The 14081-nt window shown below is 62.4% G+C and carries 11 protein-coding genes; 8 read left to right on the forward strand and 3 right to left on the reverse strand.

The features are described 5' to 3' along the window. Positions 1–309: 309 nt before the first annotated feature. The 7 genes from wecB to J2W17_RS09325 all read left to right on the forward strand — a co-directional run bounded on the left by wecB (position 310) and on the right by J2W17_RS09325 (position 10942). Positions 310–1485, forward strand: coding sequence for a non-hydrolyzing UDP-N-acetylglucosamine 2-epimerase (wecB, locus tag J2W17_RS09295; RefSeq protein ID WP_307333331.1), 1176 nt, complete (start codon positions 310–312; stop codon positions 1483–1485). A gap of 68 nt (positions 1486–1553) precedes the next feature. Then, complete coding sequence (locus tag J2W17_RS09300) at positions 1554–3767, forward strand: hypothetical protein (protein WP_307332730.1); 2214 nt, start codon at positions 1554–1556, stop codon at positions 3765–3767. Positions 3768–3779: 12 nt separating this feature from the next. Then, on the forward strand, positions 3780–5894 hold the full coding sequence (locus J2W17_RS09305) for a glycosyl transferase family protein (protein ID WP_307332733.1): 2115 nt from the start codon (positions 3780–3782) through the stop codon (positions 5892–5894). Then, positions 5891–8434 (forward strand): NfrA family protein, encoded by a 2544-nt coding sequence (locus J2W17_RS09310; RefSeq protein ID WP_307332735.1) that lies wholly within the window; start codon positions 5891–5893, stop codon positions 8432–8434. Before J2W17_RS09305 ends, J2W17_RS09310 begins: the two co-directional genes overlap by 4 nt. An 8-nt stretch (positions 8435–8442) precedes the next feature. Continuing rightward, positions 8443–9096 carry an alginate O-acetyltransferase AlgF gene (locus tag J2W17_RS09315; protein ID WP_307332738.1) on the forward strand — a complete coding sequence of 218 codons (654 nt, stop codon included), beginning with the start codon at positions 8443–8445 and terminating at the stop codon, positions 9094–9096. After that, positions 9093–10082, forward strand: a complete 990-nt coding sequence (locus J2W17_RS09320; protein WP_307332741.1) for an alginate O-acetyltransferase AlgX-related protein — start codon at positions 9093–9095, stop codon at positions 10080–10082. The genes J2W17_RS09315 and J2W17_RS09320 overlap by 4 nt, the downstream gene beginning before the upstream one ends. Continuing rightward, positions 10049–10942 carry a hypothetical protein gene (locus tag J2W17_RS09325; protein ID WP_373459968.1) on the forward strand — a complete coding sequence of 298 codons (894 nt, stop codon included), beginning with the start codon at positions 10049–10051 and terminating at the stop codon, positions 10940–10942. The genes J2W17_RS09320 and J2W17_RS09325 overlap by 34 nt, the downstream gene beginning before the upstream one ends. Positions 10943–11123: 181 nt before the next feature. On the opposite strand, the gene J2W17_RS09330 is transcribed toward J2W17_RS09325, so the two are convergent. After that, a complete protein-coding gene (locus J2W17_RS09330; protein ID WP_307332744.1) occupies positions 11124–11444 on the reverse strand; it encodes a DMT family transporter in 321 nt (106 codons plus the stop codon). 88 nt (positions 11445–11532) lie between these two features. Continuing rightward, positions 11533–11988, reverse strand: a complete 456-nt coding sequence (locus tag J2W17_RS09335) for a carboxymuconolactone decarboxylase family protein (RefSeq protein ID WP_307332748.1) — start codon at positions 11986–11988, stop codon at positions 11533–11535. 215 nt (positions 11989–12203) lie between these two features. Here J2W17_RS09335 and J2W17_RS09340 point away from each other — a divergent pair, with 215 nt between their 5' ends. Further along, positions 12204–12812 carry an FMN-dependent NADH-azoreductase gene (locus tag J2W17_RS09340; RefSeq protein WP_307332751.1) on the forward strand — a complete coding sequence of 203 codons (609 nt, stop codon included), beginning with the start codon at positions 12204–12206 and terminating at the stop codon, positions 12810–12812. 38 nt (positions 12813–12850) lie between these two features. On the opposite strand, the gene J2W17_RS09345 is transcribed toward J2W17_RS09340, so the two are convergent. After that, positions 12851–14017: a patatin-like phospholipase family protein gene (locus tag J2W17_RS09345; RefSeq protein ID WP_307332752.1), complete on the reverse strand. Its 1167-nt coding sequence runs from the start codon at positions 14015–14017 to the stop codon at positions 12851–12853. Positions 14018–14081 lie beyond the last annotated feature (64 nt).

Genomic DNA, 14081 nt, shown 5'->3' on the forward strand with positions numbered 1-14081 from the left:
TATCTGGAAATCCAGAACGATTATTCGCGACCCACAATATCTCGAAAAGTTTCAGTTATTAAATTAATAAAAAAACTTCATATAACCTTTGCCCTTATCGCCATTGATGTTAATAATCGCGCCGCTTTCGGACAGTCACGCAACTTGCCCTCTAACTTTGAGTGATCGGCAAGTCACTCTCGTATCACTCCGACCCTTACACTCTCAACTATCGCAAGTTGATCCAGGACGAAATCATGCCTGGTTCGACTCCTATGCGGCGCACTAGAACTGCGCAAGGAAGGCATCATCGTTCGCCATCATTCACCGATCAGGATCCTCTCGATTTTCGGCACGCGCCCGGAAGCCATCAAGATGGCGCCCCTGGTCAAGGCGCTTGCTGCGCACCCCGGCATTCATTCGCAGATCTGCATCACTGGCCAACACCAAAGCATGCTCAAACAGGTACTGGATCTGTTCGACTTGAAGGCCGATTACACCCTTGATGTCATGACCCCGAAGCAGACCCTGAACTCGCTGACCGCGGCGCTATACGCGGCGATCGACCCGGTGCTGGAAATGACCCGTCCGGATCGGGTGCTGGTGCATGGCGATACGACCTCGGCCATGGTCGCGGCGATGGCGTCCTTTCACCGGCGCATTCCCGTGGGCCACGTCGAAGCCGGCTTGCGTACCGGTGATATCTACAGCCCGTGGCCGGAGGAAATGAACCGGCGCTGCATCGACCTGGGGGCGGATCTGCTGTTTGCGCCAACCTGTGAGTCCCGCGACAACCTGCTGGGTGAATGCCTGCAAGGGAAGACTCTGGTGACCGGCAACACCGTGATCGACGCTTTGCAAATGACGGCAAGACGCATCGACCACGACCCTGCTCTGCGGGACAGCCTGGACCGGCAGTTTTCGTTCCTGCAACCCGGCCGCAAGGTATTGCTGGTGACCGGCCATCGTCGGGAAAACTTCGGCGACGGCTTCCTGGATATCTGCAAGGCCTTGCGCCATCTGGCCCGGCGTACGGACATCCAGATCGTCTATCCGGTGCATCTGAACCCCAATGTGCTGGGCCCGGTAACCGAACAACTGGGTGATTTGCGCAACGTGCACTTGATCGAACCCCTGGACTACCTGGCGTTCGTGCGCCTGATGCAGCGTGCCCACGTGATTCTCACCGACTCCGGTGGCGTGCAGGAAGAAGCGCCCTCCCTGGGCAAACCGGTGCTGGTGATGCGCGATGTCACCGAGCGCCCGGAAGCCGTGGCCGCGGGTACTGTGCGGCTGGTCGGGACCGCTCCGGATTCGATCATCCAGGGGGTCAACGCGCTGTTCGATGACGATCTGTTATGGCGCCGGACGGCGCAGACGGCCAACCCTTACGGCGATGGCAAGGCCAGTGCCCGCATCGTCGACGCCCTGTTGGGGCGACCGGTCGATGAGTTTGCCGCGAATCGTCCGCCCGGCCAGCGGCAACACGCCCGTGCCGTACCGTAAAAAAATCACTCGGTGTTCACCTTTCTGTAACCCGACCGCCCTCTCCTACCTGCTCGAGATCTGCCTGAATGAAGTCTTTCGTTGCCCTCAATACGGGTGCGCTCAGCGCCCTTGCCTGTGGCGTGAGCCTGCTTGCGCTCATGCCCGCCTTTGCCCTGGCGGCGGAAAGCCCGCTCACCCAGGCGATCAACCGGCTCAACGCCGATACCCGGCAGGAACGCGAGATCCGCTTGAGCGACCTGGGGATCGACGCACCGATCATCCTCGGCTCCACCGATTCCCGACGTGAACTTTACCTGCCGGTGCCCGCCGGTGTGCCGTTGACGGACGCCACGCTGAATTTCGACGCCAGTTACCTCAATGGCGAGGGCGGCCGCAATACGTTGCTGCTGTCGCTGGACGGCTACCCGGTACGCGCCCAAGGGCTCAGCGAAGTCCAGGGCGACACCAGCGCGACCTTGGGTGTGGACAAGCAAGCGCGGGACAACGGCTCGCTGCGCCTGGGCATTGCCTGGTCGTCGATCGTGTCCCGAGTGCTGTGCGAAGACGAACGCGCCATCGGCAACGTACTGCGTATCGAACCCGACACCCGCCTCAATTACAGCTACGACGCCAGCCAGCTGCAGGACGTTGGCGCAGCCTGGACCGCATTGCCGGGCAAGCCGGGGATCATGGTCGCACCGGGCACCCTGTCCGCCGACAGCTACGACGCGGCCTGGCGCCTGGGTGTGGCCCTGGAGCGGATTGGCAAGCACAGCCGCATCCTGCCCTTCCCTGCCCTGCAAGACAGCGTCGACCTGAGCGGCCTGCGCATCCCCGCTGAACTGCTGGCGATTCCGGCGTTCGCCGGCCTCAACGGCAAAGGCGCGCACGCTCTGACGGACCCGGCGCAAATCGGCGCGCTGTTGATGCTGGGGCAGACGCCGAACGTCCAGGCGGACCTGGCCGTCAACGATCCGCAACTGCTCAAGGCCGTCAATGAGTCCCTGGACGCGCTACAGCGCCAGATCCAGGGGCTCGACGCCACGGCAGCCAACGCCTTCACGCAATGGCGTGAGCGGCATATCAATGCAGGCCTGGCCGCCACCGGCACAGACAACGTGCGCCTGGCACTGCTTGGGACACGCCCGGTACTGATGATCGCGCCCCAGGCCACCGGCAAGGCGCTGGCACTGTTCAGTTCAGCCTGGAACACCTTGGCCCGCAGCCGCCAATTGACCGTCAGCGAAGCACAGCTGCCGTTGAGCGTCGACGGTCGCGTAGCCTTGTCGCGCCTTGGTGGCAACCCTGGCGCCATCGACGTGCTGGCCAAGTCCGACTGGAGCACTTCGTTCCCCTTGGGCAGCGTGGCCTATGACGGTCGCCTGCCGGTCAAGGCGGTGATCGATGTGTCTGCCGCGCCTGGCGCCTCGGACACCGCGCCGGTGGCCTCGCTGTTTCTCAACGATTATCTGATTGGCGCGCAACAGCTGGCGGCCAATGGGGAAAAGCAGCGTATCGAAGCGTCTATCCCGCGCTACGCCCTGGGCTCGAAGAACGTGTTGCGGGTGTCGTTCCAGCGCCAGCCGGTCAGCGACCGCTGCCTGGAAACACCCCAGGCCTTCCCGGTCTCGGTGTTGCCCACCAGCCACATCGTGCTGGAAAAAACCGCGCTGGATAACGACTTCTCCGGCATGGCCGCGCGCTTTGCCATGGACACGCAGATCCTCGTGCCACAAGCCTACCTCGAGCACCCGGCAAGCAGCTTGCCACAGGTGATCTCGGTGGCCGATGCCGCCGGCGTTTCACCGCTGCGGGCACAACTGAACGTCAGTGCCGACCCAAAGGTTTCGGTCACGCCGGACAAGGCCTTCCTTGCCTTCGAACTGCCGATCAAGGACAGCAAGGAATCGGTGCAGGTCGATGAGCAGGGTCGCCTGCGCATCAATCACAAGGAGCAGGTGCTGCTGGACGTGCATCCGCTCAACCACCTGGCCTCGTTGCAAGTGGTGGAAGCCGGCGGCCAGCACGGTCTGGTCTATCGCGCCCTGGGCGCCGACGCACCGAGCTTCGCCCGGCAGATTCTGCTGACCCGGGGCGACGTGGCCATCCTCGGTGACAAGGGTGCGCTGACCACCTTCGACACTCAGGACCCGAGCGGCAGCCAACTGATCGACAACGAAGAGCCCAAGGGGCTGGACGCCTGGCGTAAACCGTCGTGGTTGTGGCTGATTCCCGGCGGCATCCTCCTGGTTCTCATCCTGTTGCTGGCCGGCCGTAACGCCCGTCGCAATCGCCCGTAACGGAACCCTTCGATGACCTCGCTTTATTGGCCCTATTGGCTGGCCCACTACTACAGCTTCCTGGAGATCTCGACCATTGTGGTCGCGGTGCTGATCCTGATCTCAGGCCTGGACGATCTGTTCATCGACCTGTGGTACTGGTCGCGCCGCCTGTTCCGCAAACTCACCGCGGAGCGTAAATACCGGCCGTTGACGGCCGAGCAGTTGCTGGCCCGGGATGAACAGCCCCTGGCGATCATGGTCCCGGCCTGGCTGGAATATGACGTGATCGCACCGATGATCGAGAACATGGTGTCGACCCTGGATTACCAGAACTATGTGGTCTTCGTCGGCACTTACATCAACGACCAGCGCACCATCGATGAAGTGGAGCGCATGCGCCGGCGCTACAAGCAGCTGCACCGGGTGGAAGTGCCGCACGCCGGCCCGACCTGCAAGGCCGACTGCCTGAATTGGGTGATCCAGGCCATCTTCCTCCATGAGCAAACCCATGGCATGACCTTCGCCGGCGTGGTGATGCACGACAGCGAAGACGTGCTGCACCCGATGGAGTTGCGCCTGTTCAACTATCTGCTGCCACGCAAGGACATGATCCAGCTGCCGGTGGTGTCACTGGAACGCAACTGGTACGAGTGGGTGGCCGGCACCTACATGGACGAATTCGCCGAATGGCACGGCAAGGATCTGGTGGTGCGTGAAAGCATGACCGACACCGTGCCATCGGCCGGTGTCGGCACCTGTTTTTCCCATCGAGCCCTGCGCGTGCTGGCCGGAAAAAACCGGAACCAGCCGTTCAACACCGACAGCCTGACCGAGGACTACGACGTCGGTGCGCGCCTGGCCAAGGTCGGCATTAACGCGATCTTCGTGCAGTTCCCGGTGCAGTTTCGGGTGTTGCGCAAGTCATGGTTCCGCAAGCCTTACGAATCGACCCTGAAAATGCCGTTGTGCGTGCGCGGATTTTTCCCGGACACCTTCCGCACCGCGTTCCGCCAGAAAGCGCGCTGGACCCTGGGCATCGGTCTGCAAGGTTGGGAGCAAATGGGCTGGAGCGGCTCGCTGGCAGACCGGTATCTGCTGTTTCGTGATCGCAAAGGCCTGGTGACGGCGTTCGTCAGCATCATCGCCTATCTCATCCTGGTGCAGTTGCTGGGCCTGATCATCCTGCGCCAGAGCGGCCTGTGGGACGTGAGTTTCCCGACGCCCTTCGAAAGCAATGGTTTTATCGCGTACCTGTTGCTGGCCAACGGTATCGCCCTGGCCTGGCGGATCGCGCACCGCTGTTATTTCACCACCGTGCTGTACGGCTGGCAGCATGGCTTGCTGTCCATCCCGCGGATGGTCGTGGGCAATTTCGTCAACTTCATGGCCGCGTCCCGCGCCTGGCGCATGTTCCTGGTGGGCAAGGTGCTCAACCGCAAGCTGGTCTGGGACAAGACCATGCACGACTTTCCGTCCACCGATCTGATCGCTGCCGCACCGCGCAAGCTGGGCAGCGTACTGCTGTCCTGGCGGGCGATCAACGACGCCGACCTGCAAAGCGCGCTGGCCGAACAGAAAACCCGGCACATGCCGTTGGGGCGGATTCTACTCAGCAACGGTTGGCTGGACGACGAAACCCTGGCCGAAGCCATCGCCTTCCAGAACGACTTGCCGCGAGTGTTCGACGTAGCGGCCAAGGCACGGGACTCGACGCTGAAGCTGGACGATGAATTTGCCCTGCGCTGGCGCGTGGTGCCGCTGGGCTTGAATGCCCAGGGCCATGCGCAAGTGGCCGTGGCCAACCCGCTGCCGGCCGAAGGTCTGCGACAGGTCAGCGATGAGTTGGGCAGCGTGCCGGTGCAGCTGATTGCCCGGGAAAGCGAAATCGTCGCGCGATTGCGTCATCTGAAAGTGCGCGAAGGCCAGTCGGTTCCCGACGCCGGAGCACCACTGCTGGGCGACCTGCTGATCGAAATGGGCCTGATGGATCGCGACGTGTTCAGCCGCACCATGCTGCAGTACCGCCCGCAATATCACGGCCGCATCGGCGACTACCTGGTCGACAGCGGCGTGTTGCCTCGCGCCACCATCGAAAAGGCCGTCGCGCGTCAGCACAGCCACTATCCCGAGGAGCTTCCGGCATGAACCGCCCCTTCCTGACCCTCATGGCCACGGGGCTGAGCCTGATGCCCGGGTTCGTTCATGGCGAAACGCTGCCGCTGCCGTTGACCGGCCCGGCCTATGTCGCCGCCAACGAAGCGTACAGCGCCTATGAGCGCAAAGATTACGACCTGGCCATCGCCAAGGCCCGCGAAGCCTTGCGCCAGCGGGCCGACATCACCCGCCTGAACACGCTGATCGGGCTGGCACAGCGCGACAAGGACCTGCGTGATCATCCCAAACGCTATCCGCAGTCCCGCCAGGCGCCGGGCTTCGGTGCCGCGGCCCGGGCCTTCAAGGCCTATGATCACGATGACTTCGGCCTCGCTGCCCAGGCCGCACGTCAAGCCGTTGCACAGGCACCCGGGCGCATGGATTACCGGCTGCTGTTGATCGAATCCTTGCAGCGCCAACCCGATCTGCTGGCAGCGGATCAAGCCACCACCCAGGCCCTGGCCATGTTCCCGGACGACGACACATTGTTGATGCGCCGTGAAGCGATTCGTCGTCAATTGGCGGCACCGCTGGCGGTTCAGGCCTATCGCGCCCTGGAGCAAGGCCAGGCGTCGATTGCCGTGGACCAGGCCAGGAAAGCCGTGGCCTGGGCGCCGGAAATAGGCGCCAATCAGCAACTGCTGATCAGTGCCCTGCTCGCCGCCAGGGACTATCCCGGCGCCGAACAGGCCGCGTCGGGAGCATTGGCACAGGACGATGGCGAAATCGCGCCGTGGATTCTGCGCAGCTATGCCCTTGATCGTCAGGGCCACACCGTCGCAGCCGAAGCGGATCTGAAGCATGCCCTGGCCATCGATGGCCTGCTGGAATCGGAAATTCGTGACCTGCGTTTCTTCGCCGCCGACGCCGCACTGGCCCATGGCGAGCCACAGCAGGCGCTCGAGCATCTGCAGCCATTGGCCGACGATGACAGCGGCGAAGTGGCCCGTCGGCGAACCGCCGCCCGAATGGCGCTGCGACAGAAAAACAATGGAGTGGACACGGTTGCCGATGTTCCGGCACCGGCCTTGAACTGTCAGGAAACAGCCTTCGGCCTGGTGTGTGATATCTGGCCGGGCAACCAGCGCGACGGCGGCACCGACCTGGCCGGCCAGGCCTACGCGGCCCTGGCCCGCAAGGACGCTGCGACAGCGGTGGCCCTGGCGAATCAAGCCATCGCCCGCGCACCGCGCAATCCGGCGTACCGGCGACTGCTGGTCAGCGCCCTGAGCGAACAGAAACGCATGCCTGAAGCCATCGCCGCGGCCAGCGAAGGCCTGAGGATCACGGGCGATGACGCCCGGCTGCTGGCCCAGCGCGGCCGCCTGCGTCAGCAATCCGGTGATGATGCCGGGGCACGCCAGGACTTCACCCGGGCCCTGGCCTTGGGCAGCCTGCCCGCTTACGAAGAAGCCAGTCTGTACGCCGCCATCGGCCAACGCCGAACCGCGCGTGAACGGCTGCAACAAGCGCGGGACACTGGCGAACTGGAGTCCATGAGCGAGCTGCAGATCGCTTATCTGTCGGTCCAGGCCGGCGATGATGACGCGGCCCACGCGTCCTTCCGCAAAGCCGACGCCGATACCCGGCTCACGCCGACGGCAACCCAGGACGCCGCCTACACCGCGATGCGGGTCAATGACGACGAGCAAGCTGTCAGCTACTTCAAGCGTGTGATCGACGCGCAAGGTGCCGGTGAACTCGAGATGCCGGCACAACAGCTGTTTGACACCCGTCGCGCAGTTGCCGATGTGTCGCGCACCTGGGGCCTGACCAGCACCACCAGTTATCGGGGCAACAGTTCCAGCAGTGGCCTGAGTTCAGCCCCGACCAGCGGCAGCAACAGCAATGACAGCCTGCAGAACAGCACCGAATTGTCCTGGCGTCCCCTGGGTTATCGCAACGCTCGCTTTGTCGAACTCTACGGACGCGTCACCGACACCCTGTGGAGCAAGAACAGCGATTCGGACACCGGTCTGGACGCCCTGCAAGGCGCCGTCGGCATTCGGGTCAAACCGTTCACGGCGCTGAACGTGATGGCCGCCGTGGAACGCACATTCCCCCTGGGATCGTCGGACGTCGATGGCGACTGGCTGGTGCGCCTGGGATACGGTTCCAGCGTCGGCACCGACCTGCGGGTGGATACCGCCAGTTGGTGGACTTCGCAGCTGTTCGCCGAGGCCGGCCATTACATCAACGACTCACGCGATTACTTCAACAGCGAATGGCAGGTGGGTCGCAGCTACGCCATCGGCGGCACGGGTTCGCGCTGGGTGAGCTTCCCCCATGTCGTGGCCGCGTTCGACTACGACTCCAAGATGCACAGCGAGACCGCAGCGGACGGCAGTACGGACACATCGTCCGGCAAGGCTGGAGGCCTCGGGATCGGTAACAACGTACGCTACTGGTTCCGCGAAGACACCTACAACGCCCCCCGCTCCTATGTGGACTTTTCCCTGCAGTACCGCGTGAAAGTGCTTGGCGACGAGCGCGCCAAAGGCGTGTTCGCGCGCCTGACTTATTCCTATTGAGGACTGACATGAACGTTAGCGTTTTTTTGTGGCTGGGTCTTGGCCTGGTCTCGACCGGGGCACAAGCCGCCCCGGAAATCGCCCGGCTGTACGCGCCATCGCTGCCCGAAGGCTCAGCCTGGGTACGGGTGGTCAATCCCGGCGAAAATTCCGTACAGGTTCGGGTAAGCCAAGGCGCGACCCTGGCCCTTTCCGCCCAGGCCGAGGTGGCCAGCCCTTTCCAGGTCGTGGACTCGCAACAGCCGATTGACGTGACCGTCAATGGTCGCGAGATCAAAGGCCTGAGCGCACCCAAAGGCGCCTGGGTCACGCTGATTCTCGACAGCAACCCGGCACGGGCCCCACGCCTGGTCATCGATCCGCCACTACGCGGAAAAGACCTGCGCGCCGAACTCAACTTTTATAACCTGAGCAACGGCTGTGAGCAGGCCGAGATCCAGCTGGCCAATGGCGCCCCGGTATTCAAGCAGGTGCCATTCAACGGACAAGTCCAGCGCACGATCAACCCGGTGCAGGCGACCTTGGTTGCCAGCTGCAACCAGCACCGCGGCCTGCCGATGAAACTGGCGCCCTTCAAGGCCGGTGATCGCTATAGCCTGTTTCTGATCGGTTCCCCTCAGGCGCCACGTTTGATTGGCCTTGTCGACCAGGCTGCACCATGATCCTCTCATTCGAACCGCTGCGCTTTATCCATCGTTTGTCGTTTCCCGGCATCGTCGCCAGCCTGCTGCTGGGCTTGTCGGGCACCGGCGTGCACGCGGCATCGGCGGTGATCACCGGCGATGGCGGCTGGTTGTTCCCGGCCTGGGAAAGCCTGAGCAAGGTCGATAACCCCGGCACGACCCGCAACATTGCGCTGGTGGAACAACTCCAGCGACAACTTGCGCGCCAACACATCGGGTTGATCGTGCTGGTGGTGCCGATGAAGGCGCCATTCTATGCCGGGCGCCTGCCCGCCGATCAGCCCTTGAGCGCCGCCGTCATGCAGCGCTACGACCACTTGCAGGGCGACCTGACCCAAGCGGGCCTGACCACGCTGAACATCAAGCCGATCCTGCAACGCACCGAGCAAGGCCGGCAAACTGCGTTTTACCGCGCCGATTACCACTGGACAGCCTGGAGCGCCGAAAACACCGCCGATGCCACGGCGCAATTGATCTCCGAGCGGTATCGCCTGTCGGGTGAAACTGGCGGCGGCGCGGTACTGGGCCAGTGGTTCGACCGGCGTGCGTTCGGCGACCTGGCCAGCAACTTCCTGCCAGCGATCAAGCGCAAGGTGATTGGTCGCGACATCTACACCGTTCGCCATCAGGCAGAGCAAGACCTGCTGATCGATGATGCGCCCACCCCGGTGCGAGTGATCGGCAACAGCTTTGTCCAGCCGTACCTGGGGTTTACCCAGAAGCTGTCCAATGCCTTGGACCGTCCCGTCGCGCTGACCTGGAACCCCGGCGATGTCGGCCCGTGGGCTACGCTGCTGCAATACCTGGAGTCGCCGGAGTTTGCGCAACACAAGCCGCAAGTCATCGTCTGGCAATTCAATGAAGGCCAGTTCCACCTGGGTCCTGATGCAACCGCCAACTGGAATGCAAAAGGCGTCACCCCGCTGAGCCAATGGCATCGGCGCATCGACAAGGCACTGCAGTGAGAATCTTCCGCTACACCGCCAGTCGTGCAACCGTTGCGGCCCTGTCGCTCGCCGTCATCCTCGGCGCGGGTGTCGGCATGCTCTACGTGATGACTACCAAGGCCCTGGAACCGGGGATCGTCGGCATCGTCTGGCAGCCAGACAACAAGACGGTCGGCATCAGCGGCAATTGGGAAAAACTGGGCGCCCGTGAGCTGTTGGTGCAGTGGACCGTGGTCGACGATCAGGCATTCGTTCCCGACAGCGGCTTGCCCGGCGTCCCCGTCCTGCCCGATTGGGCGCGCATCGCCAAGGCACCCTGGGCCCAGGATGTCATCCTCGGGCTGGCCGGTTATTTCAGCGAGAACCGTTCACGGGACAACATCGAGCAACTGGCGGCGGTCTCGGAACGCATCGCCAGGTTGCCGACGCCACTGCACGTCACCGGCTGGTATTTCCCGGCCGAAGTCGACCCCAGCTGGACCCGCGCCAAGGAACTGCCGGCGCTGTTGGCCAAGCTGCCGCGACCGCTGTGGATCAGTGTCTACGACGGCGCCAACATTGGTCCTGCTGCCACTGCGGACTGGCTCAAGCAATGGCTGCCGAATGACATCGGCGTATTCTTCCAGGACGGCGTCGGCGTCTATGCGCGCACGGCCCCGGTGGCCCGAACCTATGCCGACGCCTTGGCCGACCGTCTGGGCAAGGAGCGTGTACGGATCATCGTCGAAGCCTTTCGCCCCAACTTCGGCGGCGGGTTCCGCTCCGCGACGGCGGCCGAGCTCAAGACGCAGCTTGCGGCGTATGACGGCTATCGGCTGTACCTGTTCGACGGCCCGCACTACGTGACACCCCAACTGGTGGAGCAATTGCAGCCCTGACGGCTCAATGCCCCCTGCAGGAGCGAGCTTGCTCCGGGCGGCGTTCCGACGATGGTCGTTAACGATAACCCGTGTTTGCTGGTTAAACGCGGAGCTCTTGAGTCCATCGTCGGAACGCCGCCCGGAGCAAGCTCGCTCCTACAGGGGGCCGAATTTCCTTAATTGACCGGCGTTAGCCGCTTCAGTTTGCCGAAACCAGCCTGAGCCCGATTACGCCGGCCAGGATCAGCACAATGCACAATATTCTTAGCGCCGTGGTCGCATCTCCAAGCAGCGCCATGCCCAGGATCGCGGTGCCCGCCGCGCCGATGCCGGTCCAGACCGCATAGGCGGTACCGACCGGTAGAGTCCGCAGTGACAGTGAAAGCAGAAAAACGCTCGACAAGCCGGTGACGGCCGCCAGCAATCCGGGGATCAATCGGGTGAAACCTTCAGAGCCTTTCATGTAGAAAGCGAAGGCGATTTCGAGAATGCCGGCGATGCCCAATAATGCCCATGCCATGGTGATAGCCCTTGGTGAAATCGGTCCGTAAGTTGACTCGCCAGGCGCTATCGCCTGGCGAGACCGTTTGAGCGTTCCAAAGGGTCGATCAAGCCTTGTTGGCAGCGGCAGGTTTCGAACGGAACGTAACGCCGAAGCGGTTGAAAGCGTTCATCAAGCCGATTGCATACGTCAGATCGGCCAGTTCCTTATCGCTGAACTCGCCAGCCGCGGCTGCATAGTCGGCATCGGGAACGCCGGTTTCGGCGACGCGAGTGACCGTTTCCGCCCAGCTCAGGGCAACACGCTCGCGCTGGGTGAAGACATCACCTGCGTCGTGCCACACCGGGACCAGCACCAGCTTGTCCACGCTCACGCCGAGCTTGAGCAGATCGCGAGAATGCATGTCGATGCAAAATGCGCAGCCGTTTATCTGCGAGACCCGCAGATAGACCAGGTCGATCAGTTCGTGGGACAGACCGCTGTTTTGCAGGCAGACGTAGACGCCGCCGAATGCCTTGTAACCTTCAGGTGAAGCTTTGGAGTAGTCGATACGGTTACTCATGATGGGGCCTTGTGTTTACTGATAAGAGACGCCATCGTGCTGCGGCTTGGCCTATTTGATAAGGTCCATGATTGGCATTCCAATCTGGGCCATGATTTTTCCGACGCTGGCAATCATGGCCCACTCAATAACTCCATTCATGGACCTTTGTTGTAGGTCATAAGCTCCATAGAGTGATTCCCCTCACATCAGCATCTTCAGAAACGAGGTGAATCATGAAAATCCTCCATGTCACGTGCAGTCCTCGCGGACAAGCCTCCGAGAGCTATCGGCTGTCGAAAAAAGTTATCGGTTTTCTACTCGATAGCGAGCCAGGGGCAACCGTCATCAACCGGGTCGTGGGGGGTGATGCACTGCCGCAAGTCGATGAGGATTACGCGATTTCCCAACAGTCGTCCGCAGACGTTTCGCAACAAGGCTCTCTTGCCCGTTCCGGTGAGTTGATCGAGGAACTGCAGAGTGCCGATGTGGTGGTCATTGGCACGCCCATGCACAACTTCACGGTACCGGCCGCACTGAAAGTCTGGATCGATCACGTCGCTCGGGTTCGTCGCACCTTCAATGTCGGCGCGCAGGGTAAAACCAGCCTGCTGCGTGACCGTCCGGTGTTTGTAGCGGTGGCCTCGGGCGGCAGGTTTACCGGAGTGAACCCGCGTCAGCCGGATTTTCTGATGCCCTATCTGACCGCCGTACTGGGCATGATCGGGCTGCATGGACTAACGTTCTTCTCGGTGGAAGGCACTGCCTTGGGGCCGGATGCCGTTGTGGAGGCCAGGCGCAAGGCGGACCAGGCGCTGCACGCATATTTTTCTTCGAATCGATGACCCGACTCACTGCCTGGGCCACCCCGGCGGCGCCGGTATTACTCGTAGGGCAGCCAGAGCACCGGGCCCGGCGGCAACTTATGCCACTGATAGCCCTTGGCGCCGAGTTCAAAGGCGTACTCGAACAAGCGCTTCATGTACTCGCCATCGAATCGATGATTGCGGGAAAAGCCGAAGTCGGTGCCGATATAGGCGAGATTGAAGTCGGCCCCATCCTGCTTCGCCATCCGATAGATTCGATCGAGGTCGCTGATGCCCTGGGTTTGGATCAGGGCACTGATGGCTCGACCGCCAATGCTCAAGGTACGACGCTTCGTCCCGGACCACTGCGGTTCCAGCTTGCCGTTGCGAATGACGTAGAAATGACGTTCATGGCGCATGGGTGCACCCGGGACTTTGTTCATTGCCATCACGGTGCCTGGCGGGTACAGGAACATCTGGGTGATGACGCCGCCGTCCACGTGCATTTCCTGGAACAGTTTGCCGTTGACTTCCACATCGATCATGACCGGGGAAACGGCGCCGGGAATACTCATCGAGGCGACCATGATGTTGCGAAACAGCTCCAGCGCCCCCGGCGCCCGGCTGGCGGCGATAGTGCCCATGTTCCAGGTGACCGGCCGCGCGGAATCAAGGTCGGTGGTGCCGATCATCAGGATTCGGCCCTTGGCATATTCCGCCGCGATCTGCACCAGCACCTCGGGCGTGATGTACTTCGCGATGAGCCGCGCCAGTGGCTTGCTGTGGGCTGCTCCATCGCTGGCAAGCCGAGCCAGGACATTACGCGCACGGAAAATGTCTTTCGGCCCGACGGCGTTGCAGATACGCTGGATGACCGAATCGTACTGCGGCCCGAGGAACGCGAACGGGGCCACCAGGGCACCGGCGCTGATGCCCGTGACAATCTTGAACACCGGGCGAGTGCCATGCAGGGTCCAGCCTGCAATGAGCCCCGCGGCAAAGGTGCCGGCGTCGCCACCACCGGAAATGGCCAGCATGCTTGCCAGCGGCAGGATGGAGTCAGGCCTGCCGGTTGCCATGAGCGCCTCGTGCTCTCTCTTGTTGGCCGCAATGGCATCCTGAATGAACGGACCGAGGTCCTGGTCCATCCAGTAGCGCGCATTGGGGATACCCGGTATGACCGCTTTTTCCGTTAAAGTCGGTGGCACGGCATCGCGGCGTTGCAGGCATGCCTGAAGCAACATGTTTATGGTTGAGGCACCGGGTCTGAGCTGGAACGGGTTCAAAACGCCTCCTCCGGCCCCTGCA

The sequence above is a fragment of the Pseudomonas lini genome (assembly GCF_030812475.1).
Taxonomy (GTDB): Bacteria; Pseudomonadota; Gammaproteobacteria; order Pseudomonadales; family Pseudomonadaceae; genus Aquipseudomonas; species Aquipseudomonas lini_A.